Here is a 12,264-nt window from a genome sequence, read left to right as displayed (position 1 = left end):
TCTTCGAATTCAATATTCTCTCGAAACCAATTCCAGACTGTTCAAATGGACTCTGTAGTGGATATTATTTTCATTTTATTTTTCACCTTGAAGAGTCAAATTTTCATGATTTTCATTGTTTACAGCGGCTTAGTTTAGCAGCCGCAGCCAAAAAAACAGCCACACTAATGCAGTGAAAAACTAAACAACAAATTCATTTCTGTAAATATCATGTAGTTTAGTGAGCACCAATTCTTCATGCTCTGAAAACTTTATTTTCGTTTTTTTGCCCTTGTTTATAAAAATCCCAGTTGTTTCATCTCCAAAGCTAAAGGCAGCATCGTATAAGCGGGAAGCCCCTTTGCTGGCAGGCGCAAAAATCAAATTCCGGACGGGCTTCATAAAGATGGGCAGCCCTTTAGCTTTAGTCAATTTTGTTCTGCTTGGACCAGGGCACACACTGCGAATCTTTATTCCTTCCATCCATAGATCTGAAGCAATTCTCTTTGTCCAAAGAGAGAGAGCCAGCTTACTGTGTGCGTAAGGACCTAGAACTTTTCTAAAACGAGTTGTCCCAGGTTTCATTAATGTATCTAAGTTCAATTTCTTTACAACCAGTAAAGTGTTTGAAGAAGTATTGACCACCGTTTTTATCTTGCCTTTTAATAAAAGTTCTTTAAGTTCCATCAATATAATATAAGGCACCAATGTATTCATTTCGAAATGCATCTCACGTGCTTGTTTGGAGTATTTGTATTCATCGAAATAAACCCCTGCATTGTTGAAAAGTAAATCGATATGGGATTCATGGGTCTTGATGTGGCCAAGTGCGTCCCTAAGGCTGGAAAAGTCGGCTAAATCAGCTTTATATATTCTTAAATGCCGCGTTTTAAGCGCTTGTAGGATAAGTGGATCATGGCTAGGAAAGTCAGATCGAATCAAGGCAGCTACTTCCCAGCCCTTTGATAATATTTTTTTTGCCAGTTCCAATCCAACGCCGGAGTTAGCCCCTGTTATCAGTGCCACTTTATTATCTTCAATCATCTAGTTTCTCCTCTCAATGTTATAGTTCATAAATTCCTGATGTGACTGGGTGTAAACATAAAAACAGAGAGTTCAACTTCTTTCTCGCAGATACACTTTTCTAAAAATCTCAAAGATTACGTCCTGGATACTTTTCCTGTCTGTTCGCCTTTTTTTCGCAGCCAGTCCTTTATATCGACTGAGAGGGAAACCGAAGCAGCTCTTTAAGAGTATGATCGGTTCCTGGCACTATAAAGTACCATTCCCTTAAACCTTTACGTATAAGCCGCGTTTCTAGAATGGAGGGGGAGAAAAGCGCTGGCACCAGCTTCTTTGGCTTTTTATTCTGGGAAATTATTTGCTCTTTTACTTGGCCTGGTGAGGCTGGAAGCAGCTTTCTTTTAACCAAAATCCGCCAGTAACACCTATTTATAACTTAAGAGTGGTGAAGCCGTTCCGTGTTCACCTAACGATGTAGTATTGTTAAGAAAGGATTGAAGGAGGGGGGAGGGAATGAGTTTAGCCAGTTATATAGGCTGTAATAACGAAATACCCGTTAACAACGAATATACAGATGATTTAATGTATATTGGTGATTGTTTTGCAGATGTCGGTAACCTCGAACATGTAGTAAATTATCAATTCACTACGCCGTACGTTTATGAAATATCTAGTCACGGGGGCATTAAGATCTCTGAATATACAACTCCAGAAATTTGTGCCGAGTCGAAAAAAAAAGCTAACCTTGCCTTGTGAGATGATGGATGGTTACCTTGAAAAAGGTGAGTTTTTTGAACTGAATAGTTGTTGGGTGGGAGAAGAAACGGACAGGCGAGAAGGTGAGTTTACTCTTTAAATCAACAATTTTGACGTTGACCAAATTGAAATACCTGAAAAAACGTTAGTGAGACGTGAAAAATAAAGCTTAATTCTTTAAGTAACGGGGTGCTTGGTGAAAGGAGAAGGTTGAAAGTCTATTTCTGCAGGAAGAACTGCTGCCTGAATCATCTATAAGACAATGGGCTGCTCCAATGGTGATTATCTCTTGTTGGTAACCTATTTATTGTATGGTGTATTCAGGCTAAACGAAAAGAAAAAAATGCAAGGGTATAAAAAAGAATAGCCATTAATGGCTATTCTTTTTTATTTGGTTCTGCTGAATGTTATTGTTGATTTTTTCTATAAAAATATTGCCGTTTTTGTTTAATGGATATCGTTCTTTTTGAAATTGCCGCCTTTCACTTCTGCTACGTCATACACAGTTACAAAAGCTCCTGGGTCAATTTCATTGATGATTTCCTTTAGTTTGGTTTCTTCTAAGCGGTTAATGACACATGTGATTTCTTTAAATTTTTCATGGGAAAAACCGCCATATGCTTCTTTATACGTGGCACTGCGGCCTAAGCGGTCACGTATGGTCTCTACCAATAATTCAGATTCAGTAGTGATAATTTGGAAGGTTTTGGAGCCGCTTAAGCCCTCTTCCACAATATGTATGACTTTAGAAGCAATAAAGTAAGCAATGGCCGAAAGAATAGCTCCTTGCAGGCCGAACACAGTGGAAACGATAATAAACACGAAGATGTTTAAGAAAAGGATAAGATCACTGGTCCCAAATGGTAATCTCCGGGAAAGCAGTACGGCAAGCATATCAATTCCATCCAATGCGCCGCCATTACGCAAGGCCAACCCCATCCCAAAACCAAGGATAATACCACCGACCACTGTCACTAATAATGTATCGCCTTCAATAATAGCAGGGGTATGGTGCATAAGGATTGTGCCAATCGCGAGTGAAGCGATTCCGATAACCGAAAAAATGGCGAAGCTTTTTCCAATTTGTTTATATCCTAACCAGATAAAAGGAAGGTTCAGAACCGCAATAAGTGCGCCTAGGGGCAAGCCAAATAATTGTGAGCTGACGATACTAAGACCTGTCACGCCTCCATCTGATACGTTGTTTGGGATCAATACAGTTTCTAGTCCGTATGCAGCGATAAATCCCCCGAGGATGACTAATAATCCTCGCATCAGCATTTTAAGTTTACTGGGCTTATGCTTTTTGATTTTACTCATATAATTCCTCTCTTCAAATATTTTGTCTTATTCAAGCTTACCATAAATAGCGAATATCATTAGTGACTAAGCATTATAAATGTGATTTTTACACAATGAAATACAGAAGAAGGGGAGGTTATGTCCTCCTTTCTATATTTAATACGAAGGAACGTAAAATAAACGGCACTGTTAGTCTAACGAGAATGAACATTCTCATTTAACAGAGCCGTTTATTTAAAAGGAAAGTCATACGGTTAATTGACAGTATTTTCGTTTAAACGAAAACAAAACGAACAGCAGCTCTCCTTGAGATTCAATGCTGAGCGTGTCCTATTCTGAAACATGTCACCCGCGCGCCGAGTATTTGATGCAGCCCGCTAATTCAGCCGACACACCATTTAATCAGGCATTAAACGGTCCATCGGTTTTTAGCAGGAAAGGAATAGGGAACTTTAAATCAAGCTTTAACAATTATAAATCCGTTCCGGACAGGTATAGATGTTTAAGGATTGGCTGCGGATAAAACCAACCGTTGTGATATGCAGTTCCTCTGCAAGGTTTAGAGCTAATTCTGTTGGAGCCGATTTAGTGAGTACTACTTCACAGCCGATTTTAGCTGCTTTTAGTAATATTTCTGATGAAAGGCGGCCACTGAAAACAAGAATTTTATCAAGCACCGTAATTCGGTTTTTTAAACAATGCCCATAAATTTTATCAAGCGCATTATGACGCCCAATGTCCATTCTACTTAATATGATCCCGTTACGGTCGCAGAGCGCTGCGTTATGGACGCCGCCAGTCTGCTGGAACGTGTGGGCAGAGCTTTGCATTTCGTTCATTAAGCGGAAACAATCTTCCACTGATATTGTAACGTTCCTATTCTCCATCTTCTTTGCGGTGAACTTATCATTTACAAAAACAAAGCCCTGTCTGCTTGCTCCGCAGCAGGAGGTAATATAGCGCTTATTGTGAAACTGCTGGTAGTAAGAATTGAGTCTGGCCGTTTTTACATGAACGTATCCCTCTTCTTTCTGCAGCCACATATCTTGAATATCCTCGTACTTGCGGATAACCCCTTCAGAAGCTAAATAGCCTACGACCATATCTTCTATATACTCTGGCGTACAGACCATTGTAACAAATTCTTCATTATTAATTTTTACAGTTATGGGGTATTCAGTGACAATTCGATCCTCTTTATACTCGGCTTCTCCGTTGCTGAATCGGAGAATTTTCCGGTTTGTTTTTGCTGGCGTCACGGTCATTCCATTCCTTTATGTATAATGTGTGCGAACCTTTCCAACATTCTGCTGGATTTATAGCTATTACATATACAGGAGGGAAGGGGAATAGGCCCCTTCCCTGTCCTTCCCTGTATACGGTTATTCTTTTATTCCTTTTCCTAGACCTTTTAAAAAGTGAAGGCCAAAATTCATCGCCCGGTTTACGTCCGGGTCTTTCAATGCCTTCATTAAATCAAACAGGCGGATTTTTTGATTGCTGTTTTCTTTTGCTTCTTCCAGCCCGATGGCAACGCCCGCTAATAATTTTTTCGTTTGTTCCGGATCAATAGCGGTTAAAATGCCGGCTGCAGCCATCACATTGTTGATGAGAGAGGTAACTTCTTTTCGGCTTACCTGACCTAAGGCCACCTCTGCAATATTTTCCTTCGCTTTCAGCATGGATTCTGCCGCTTCAAGAATGCCGCTGTCGTGCAGCTCGCGGACAACAGCCATTGTTTTCTGAAGCGCTTCTTCGTTTTCTGTTAAACTGTCTGTCAGCTTATGAAGTGACTGCTGCTTTTTTTCTTCTTCACTCCACTCACGCTTTTTAAGTGTGCGGATTGGGCTTGCCATTCTTTTGCCTCCTTCAATTAGTCAACCAGTGAAACATATCCTGGCCGTTTCCATTTGCGTTCAACTTCCACTCCATTTTGAGGGTGGCGTTCCTTGGTTCTTGGACTTGTTTTTGGCAGCGGATTTTCTCCGCTGACGCTCAGTACTTCCATCCGCACCTTTGTTTGTTTATAAGCCGGTGTATGAGTAATAATATCAAACCCATTTCCGGTCAGAAGGTTTACCGCATTTTCATGGCTCGTCGAGTGCATAGGCACATACACTTCCATGCCTTGAACACGGTCGGTTACGAGGGCATTCAGCTTAATGGAACCATATGGTGATACAAGGCGGACGAGTGAGCCGCTTTCTACACCGCGCCCTTTTGCGAGTTCCGGTGAAACTTCGACGAAAACGGTTGGCAGCTTTTTGTTCATGCCGTTTGATTTGTTAGTCATATTTCCTTCATGAAACTGTTCCAGCAGCCGGCCGTTGTTAAGTGTTAAATCAAACTCTGCCGGATATTCTACTGGCGGTACGTAATCAAATAGGGCAAAACGCGCTTTCTTGTCCGGGAAATTAAAGCCGTCTAAGAAGAGAACCGGCGTATCTGTTCCGTCTGGAGAACCCCAGCTAAAGCTGTTCCAGCCTTCCAATACATCATAATTACACTCGCTGAAAAATGGTGTTAAGCCTGCCATTTCCGCGAAAATTTCACTCGGGTGAGAATAGTTCCATTCATATCCGAACCGCTTTGCCATCTGCATAAAAATCCACCAGTCCGGCTTGCTGTCTCCAAGCGGCTCCAGTGATTGGTACAGGCGCTGAACGCGGCGTTCTGTATTTGTAAAGGTTCCGTCTTTTTCTAAGGATGGCGCGCCTGGCAAAATCACATCCGCAAATTGAGCCGTTGTCGTGAAGAAAATCTCCTGTACAACGAGAAAATCTAACTTTGCCAGCATCTCCTGTGTATGGTTGGAGTCCGCATCTACCCATGCCATGTCTTCGCCTGCAATATACATGCCTTTTAAATCGCCTTTATCAATTGCGGCAAGCATTTCAATGTTATCAAGGCCTGGTTTTGGGGAAATGGCAACACCATATGCTTTTTCAAATTTAGCGCGGATCTCATCGTTTGTCACAGACTGGTAGCCAGGGAAGATGTTTGGCATTGTACCCATATCCGCTGCACCCTGGACATTATTATGACCGCGAAGCGGGTATGCGCCTGCACCTGAACGCGCCATATTGCCGGTAACAAGAAGCAGGTTTGCAATAGCGGCGGATGTATAGGAGCCCGCCACATTCTGCGTGACACCCATTCCCCAGCAAATAGCCGTTCCGTCTGCATCACGGATCATTTCTGCGATTTGAATCAATGTTTCTTTCGGGATGTTTGTTTCTTTTTCGGCAAATTCAAGCGTAAAGCGCTCCAGCCCTTTAACGTAATCATCAAAGAAGTTTACTTTTTCGTCCACAAACGCCTGGTCATGCCAGCCCTGATCGATCATAAATTTCGCCACAGCGGCAAGCCATACATAATCTGTTCCTTGTTTCGGACGGACAAACAGATCCGCACGATCCGCCATTTCGTGTCTGCGCAGGTCGACCGTAATTAACTTTTGCCCATGCAATTTGTGCGCGCGTTTAATGCGTGTCGCCAGCACCGGATGACCTTCAGCAGGCGCACAGCCGACTAAAATAACAAGGCCTGCAGACGCAATATCCTTAATGGTGCCTGAGTCACCGCCAATGCCTCCCGTTTGCTGCAATCCCCAGGAAGCAGGAGACTGGCAGTAGCGTGAGCAGTTATCGACGTTATTTGTTTCAAATACTTGGCGGGCCATTTTTTGCATCAAGTAGTTTTCTTCATTGGTCATTTTAGAAGAAGAGATAAAGCCGAGAGCATGGCTGCCGTACTGCTCTTTAATGCCTCCGAGCTTGCTTGCAACAAGATCCAGTGCTTCTTCCCATGTTGCTTCTACAAATTCGTCACCTTGGCGGATTAAAGGAGTAGTAATCCGTTCGTCGCTGTTCACAAAATCCCAGCCGAATTTGCCTTTTACACAAGTTGAAATGGCATTAACAGGTGCTTTGGACGTTGGCTGTACTTTAAGGATTTTCCGGCCTTTTGTCCATACTTCAAAGGAGCAGCCCACACCGCAAAAGGTGCATACGGTTTTTGTTTTTTTCGTTCTCGTTTCACGCATTGCCGCTTCAATTTCAGAAACAGCAAAAATGCCGCTGTATCCAGGCTCCACATCTTTGACAAGATCAATCATCGGATTTAGCAAATTAGGTTCCATTTTGGTCATAAATCCAGCTTCACCGAGCATTGATTTTTCCATTAACGCATTACAAGGGCAGACCGTGACACATTGGCCGCAGCCTACACAGGAAGAATCATTAATAGTCGTCCCCTTTTTATCCCACAGCACGCGTGGACGTTCTGCTTCCCAGTCAATCGAGAGAGTTTCATTGACTTGAAGGTTTTGACAAACTTCCACGCACTGGCCGCAGGCAATACACTGGTTTGGATCATAGCGGTAAAAAGGGTGGGTCATATCTACTTCCGTTGGATCTGCTTTTGGTGTAAATGGATATTTTTGATGCTCAATGCCCATCATTTCGACCGTATTATGAAGTGTGCAGTTTCCATTATTGTTATCACACACTGTACAGTACAGCATATGGTTTTCAAGCAGCCGGTCCATTCCTTCTGTCTGGGCAGCCTTCGCCCGGTCAGACGAGAGCGAGATAGTCATCCCATGAGATACAGGTGTTGCGCAAGAACGCACCAATTTTCCGTCCGCTTCGACAATACATGTGTCACAGGTTTGGATAGGATCCACTTCCGGCACGTAACACACTTGCGGAAGGGCAAGGCCAGCCTGGTTAACGGCTTCTAAAATACTTGTGCCAGGCTGTACGTGGTGCTCTTGATGATCCAAATAAATTTTTATGTATTCCTGATTCATTGCAGTGCTCTCCTTTTTATCAGGGAATAAAAAAATCCAGCACAGCAAACACCTCTAAGGTGTTTATTGTGCTGGATTAACCAATTAGCATATGCCTACTAATGTGCCATTCCACCATAAAATTATGTAATAGAGCCTTAACAAAATATTATTAAGAATTCCATTTATATCTTGATTATTTCAAAAATAATTATACGCCTCTTGCTTGAAAAGACAAGATGGAAAGGAAATTATTTTTCGTTTTTTTGTTTTTCACCGTATAATAGTTGTATAGAAGGGATGAGAGACGATGAAGAAAGAAGCCGCTTTCAATGAGATTATTCGAAAAGTAAGAAAAGATTTATTCGGAAAAGGGCCAGAAAAAATTTATACCTATTTCGTTGAAAATATGGCTGTCACCAAAATGCATGGAAATTTGACCGTATCGGAAAAATTCATTTCAAAGACAGCAGAAGGGCAGCAAATGATCCATAATGCGCGAACGGTTATGATACAAGAATTATACAATGAAAATATGCCGGAAGGTTTAGAGGAACTGGTTGGATCTAAATTACTGCATTTATTTAATGATATTAAAATAGAAGAGGATCTGGCAATCTCTGTTTTTATTTTCGAAAAGCCAATTAAATAATCAGTTATCGATGTTTATCTCTTAAAAATACTTTACCGTAAAGAAAAGTTTAACCGGTGATGGTCAACTATCAAATGGCCTTACGATTTTACATAATAAGCTTGGGAGTATTCATGGCATAAAAAAGATTGGCAAAATACGGTTGATCTCTAGTTTCTGTGATTAAATTCCTGTGTTAAAATTAAACGTATTATGATTCCAGAAACTTCAGGGGGAAAACTGATTGTATCAAAGACTCGTTTGCCTTTTTATCAGCCTTACTGCACTTTTTTTAATCGGCTGCTCCAATGAAGCACCAAAAGATTTTGATTTGGGCCAGCTGACCAGAGTAGATGTGCGGGAAACAATCGCGCAGCCAGAGAATGAATTTGTGATTGCGGAGAGAAAAGATTTAGATACCATAAGAGAAGCATTTAATGCAGTCCGATGGGAGCCGGGTGCAATGGCAGACATTCAACCGGATAGAAAGGCAGAAGCTACATTTTTCTACACCTATGATGAGAATATGCCTGAACGGTTGTTTGAGTACGAAGTCTATCTGAAAGATGGCAGCATCTCTTTTCAGAGCGAGGAGGAAGAAGAGGGCTTCGGAACGCTAAGCAAAGAACAGAGTGAAAAATTAAAAAAACTGCTTTTTAAAAATGAAGGTGTACAGGTACCAGAAAGCTATGTGGCAGAAGGCTATATCGTGAAAAAAACCGAGGATGAAATAAGGGTAATTACTGAAATAAAGAAAGAAGAAATAATGGGGAACCAGGAACAAATAGATTTTCTTATAAAAGAAAAATATGAGGGTAAAGGCTATGTATTTAACTTAAATAAAATCGATGAAAAAGCAAAATCATCCCTAAACGTCGGGCAAAGAGTTATGGTTGAATACGATGAAGCCAACTTCTCTGCACCTGTAAATGCAAATGCATTAAAAGCAAGAACCGTACAAGAGTAACAAAAAAGAGAGCTAAGGATTAAATATATGTAAGGGGAATTAGCTACAGATAGACAAAGTCTGCATCAACGGTTACCAAGTAATCATTGATACAGGCTTTTTTTGGAAAATCCTTCTTAAACCAATACACTCGTTCCTTTCAGGACCCGCCTTTACTAAAGTTATCCCAGTGTTTTGGTCATGATGAAATCAATTTGTTCTTCATCACCCATATAAAAAGAGTGGGCTCCAGTTTGAACAAAGCCCATTTTCTTATAGAAGGCAATGGCATTTTCATTTTTTTCCCATACGCCCAGCCAGACTTTCTTTTTATTATGTTCCATCGCAATTTCCATCGCTTTGTTTAGCAGATGCTTACCAAGCCCATGTTTTTGAAATTTGTTTATTATATAAATCCTCTCGACCTCAAGTGCTTCATCGCCCATTTCTTCAGACTGAGCATCATCCGTATTAACCTTTAGATATCCAGCGGCTTCATTATTAAAATAAATAAAAAAGAATTGGGAAGAAATATTGGATAATTCTTTTTCTAATTGTTTTAAGTTAAATGCCCTTTTCAAATAGGCATTCATATTTTCAGGTGAATTCTGATGCTGAAATGTCTCATTAAAGGTTTCATAACTAATTTCTTGAAGTTTGTGTGAATCTTTAAGGGTACACTTTTTTATATTTACAGTCATTTTAATATGTCGCTCCTTTATATAAGCAATAATTTCTCTTTTTCTATTGGAAAGAGTTTTTTTGTTTTTTGTTATGTTCATCATCTTTCATTAAAACAAAACCGTTAATTTCAAGTTTCTTATAGCATGAGCAGCTGTTGTTCGGCCTGCTTTTATCATTTCAGCTAGCTTTCTTGAATGATTCCGGGGTTTTTATGTATTCGCACAAGGTACAAACACTGCCCTTTTGTAAGGTCATTCCAATTCGAGAAGAATTTTCTCCTTAGCACATATTTTCTGTTGCAAATGCAATAAAAATGCTATATATCAAATTTAACCTAACTTTGTTGCATTTGCAACAAAAATGTTGAAAAGGCGGAGGAAAGTGAAATATCCTTTTTTATGTATAAGGAATTTTAATATGAACTGCCGGTATTTCTTTCACTATACAATCAGACATCAGAACTTCACCTTTGGTGTTGAAAAGCAGAAAATCCGGACGCATGGTTACTCCTGCTGTTGTCCATAATACAGAAAAGGTCTGAAAAACAGCAGGATAAACAGTTCGTTTTTTCTTCATTGGTGAATGACTTTCATTGTTCGACTGCTTGTATTTTTTCGTGCAAGGCAAAAACAACAAGATGGAGACTCAACATGACAAGTATTTTAGTGGGTATCGTCGGAATCATTCTTACGTTTGGTACAGCTTACTTGTTATCAAACGATAAGAAGAATATCAATTATCGTGCAATCGGAATTCTGTTTGTACTTCAGTTGGCCGTTGCAGCATTTATGCTTAATACGAACATCGGCGGACAAATCCTTAAAGCCGTTGCGGCAGGTTTTGCAAAAATAATGATGTTTGGTAATGAAGGAATTAACTTTGTCCTTGGCGGGTTAGTTCCTGAAGGTCAGACTGTATTCTTTATCAATGTACTGCTGCTGATCGTTTTCACATCAACCTTGCTGTCGATCTTAAACTACATCCGTATTTTGCCTTTGATCATTAAGTACCTGGGTGGGGCAATTGCAAAACTAACAGGCCTTCCACGCATTCAGTCCTTCTCTGTTGTCACATCTTCAATCTTTGGAGATACCGGCGCGATTGTGGCGATTAAAAACCAACTTCCTAGTTTTAACTTAAACCAGTTATTTGTTGCGACGACAGCCTCGATGACTTCTGTGTCTGCTTCCATTGTCGCTGCTTATATGACAATGATCCCGGCAGAGTACGTGTTAGTTGCGCTTCCGCTTAACATTATGAGCGGTTTGATTTTAGCAACAATCGTGGCACCAGTGAAAGAAGAGAATGTAGATGTTAATATTAGTGAAATGGTCAGAGAGCAGTCTCTGTTCGAGGCAATTGGAAATGGTGCAGTGGACGGCATTAAAGTAGCTGGGATCGTTGCCGCAATGCTGATCGCTTACGTATCATTGCTTGCAATGATTAACTATGGCATTGAAGGGGTCACAGGCATGAAGCTTGAAACCATCCTTGGTTATGTGTTGTCACCGGTTGCCATCGTAATGGGGGTTCCAATCGCGGAATCTGTTCAAGCAGGAGCAGTTATGGCAACGAAAATATTGGCAAACGAATTCGTTGCCATGCTGGGCTTTGCTCCATTACTGGACACCTTAACTGCCAAAACAGTCGGTATCGTATCAGTATTCCTGATTAGTTTTGCAAACTTCGCATCGATTGGAATCATCCAGGGAACCGTGCAAAGCTTTAGCCAGGAGCAAGGAGCAAGAGTGGCCGGTTTTGGTTTGAAAATGCTTTTGGTGGCCACGATGGCTTCTGTTCTTTCTGCAACAATTGTCGGTCTGTTTCTTTAAGATTACAGGAAAGAAAACGAAAGGCAAAGGCTGCAGGAACTTGATATCCGTGCTACATATAACAACAGTGTCAGGGCCATTGTAAGTGGCCACGATGTTATCGTATCCCTGTCTCCGGCTCAAACTATTCATAAAGAAGATCTACTAGTGGTAATGGGGGGAAGGGGAAAGTCTAGCCAGGTTTTAAAGTATTCAATGACCGATATCCAGTGTTTTAAACGGATTAAAATAAAGTTAAACGGATTATAAAAAAGAAAAACTGAAATCTCTGTTGTACAATATAGGGAATTCAGTTTTTCTTTTTGCACTGATCACTAAA

General features: G+C 40.8%; 11 protein-coding genes and 1 pseudogene. 4 read left to right on the top strand and 8 right to left on the bottom strand.

The window, feature by feature from the left end:
* Positions 1 to 180: 180 nt before the first annotated feature.
* Entirely contained in the window at positions 181 to 1,023 is an 843-nt protein-coding gene (locus L2D08_RS13030; RefSeq protein WP_242234267.1) for an SDR family NAD(P)-dependent oxidoreductase, read from the bottom strand.
* Between the two features lie 492 nt (positions 1,024 to 1,515).
* On the opposite strand from L2D08_RS13030, the gene L2D08_RS24280 reads away from it, so the two are divergent.
* Positions 1,516 to 1,758 carry a hypothetical protein gene (locus L2D08_RS24280; RefSeq protein ID WP_309241345.1) on the top strand — a complete coding sequence of 81 codons (243 nt, stop codon included), beginning with the start codon at positions 1,516 to 1,518 and terminating at the stop codon, positions 1,756 to 1,758.
* A gap of 447 nt (positions 1,759 to 2,205) precedes the next feature.
* Here L2D08_RS24280 and L2D08_RS13020 read toward each other — a convergent pair whose 3' ends face one another.
* The 4 genes from L2D08_RS13020 to fdhF form a co-directional block, all read right to left on the bottom strand.
* On the bottom strand, positions 2,206 to 3,078 hold the full coding sequence (locus L2D08_RS13020; protein WP_242234265.1) for a YitT family protein: 873 nt from the start codon (positions 3,076 to 3,078) through the stop codon (positions 2,206 to 2,208).
* Positions 3,079 to 3,524: 446 nt separating this feature from the next.
* Complete coding sequence (fdhD, locus tag L2D08_RS13015; protein ID WP_242234263.1) at positions 3,525 to 4,319, bottom strand: formate dehydrogenase accessory sulfurtransferase FdhD; 795 nt, start codon at positions 4,317 to 4,319, stop codon at positions 3,525 to 3,527.
* Between the two features lie 123 nt (positions 4,320 to 4,442).
* Complete coding sequence (locus L2D08_RS13010; protein ID WP_242234262.1) at positions 4,443 to 4,916, bottom strand: helical membrane plugin domain-containing protein; 474 nt, start codon at positions 4,914 to 4,916, stop codon at positions 4,443 to 4,445.
* A 17-nt stretch (positions 4,917 to 4,933) separates the two neighbouring features.
* On the bottom strand, positions 4,934 to 7,873 hold the full coding sequence (fdhF, locus tag L2D08_RS13005; protein ID WP_242234260.1) for a formate dehydrogenase subunit alpha: 2,940 nt from the start codon (positions 7,871 to 7,873) through the stop codon (positions 4,934 to 4,936).
* Positions 7,874 to 8,162: 289 nt separating this feature from the next.
* Between fdhF and L2D08_RS13000 the strand changes: the two genes are divergently transcribed.
* Both L2D08_RS13000 and L2D08_RS12995 read left to right on the top strand, forming a co-directional pair.
* On the top strand, positions 8,163 to 8,504 hold the full coding sequence (locus L2D08_RS13000; RefSeq protein ID WP_242234259.1) for a Na-translocating system protein MpsC family protein: 342 nt from the start codon (positions 8,163 to 8,165) through the stop codon (positions 8,502 to 8,504).
* Between the two features lie 223 nt (positions 8,505 to 8,727).
* Positions 8,728 to 9,450 carry a DUF3221 domain-containing protein gene (locus L2D08_RS12995; protein ID WP_242234258.1) on the top strand — a complete coding sequence of 241 codons (723 nt, stop codon included), beginning with the start codon at positions 8,728 to 8,730 and terminating at the stop codon, positions 9,448 to 9,450.
* A 161-nt stretch (positions 9,451 to 9,611) separates the two neighbouring features.
* Here L2D08_RS12995 and paiA read toward each other — a convergent pair whose 3' ends face one another.
* The 3 genes and pseudogenes from paiA to L2D08_RS12980 form a co-directional block, all read right to left on the bottom strand.
* Positions 9,612 to 10,130, bottom strand: coding sequence for a spermidine/spermine N(1)-acetyltransferase (gene paiA, locus L2D08_RS12990; protein ID WP_242234256.1), 519 nt, complete (start codon positions 10,128 to 10,130; stop codon positions 9,612 to 9,614).
* A 32-nt stretch (positions 10,131 to 10,162) separates the two neighbouring features.
* Positions 10,163 to 10,417 (bottom strand): annotated as a pseudogene (locus tag L2D08_RS12985) (MarR family transcriptional regulator); the annotation flags it as partial.
* Positions 10,418 to 10,509: 92 nt separating this feature from the next.
* Positions 10,510 to 10,689, bottom strand: a complete 180-nt coding sequence (locus L2D08_RS12980; protein ID WP_242234255.1) for a hypothetical protein — start codon at positions 10,687 to 10,689, stop codon at positions 10,510 to 10,512.
* Positions 10,690 to 10,763: 74 nt separating this feature from the next.
* Here L2D08_RS12980 and L2D08_RS12975 point away from each other — a divergent pair, with 74 nt between their 5' ends.
* Positions 10,764 to 11,945, top strand: a complete 1,182-nt coding sequence (locus L2D08_RS12975; protein WP_242234253.1) for a NupC/NupG family nucleoside CNT transporter — start codon at positions 10,764 to 10,766, stop codon at positions 11,943 to 11,945.
* Positions 11,946 to 12,264: the final 319 nt, after the last annotated feature.

This window comes from Domibacillus sp. PGB-M46 (genome assembly GCF_022668875.1).
In the GTDB taxonomy this organism is placed as follows: domain Bacteria; phylum Bacillota; class Bacilli; order Bacillales; family Domibacillaceae; genus Domibacillus.
This window is presented reverse-complemented; position numbering and strand designations above follow the sequence as displayed.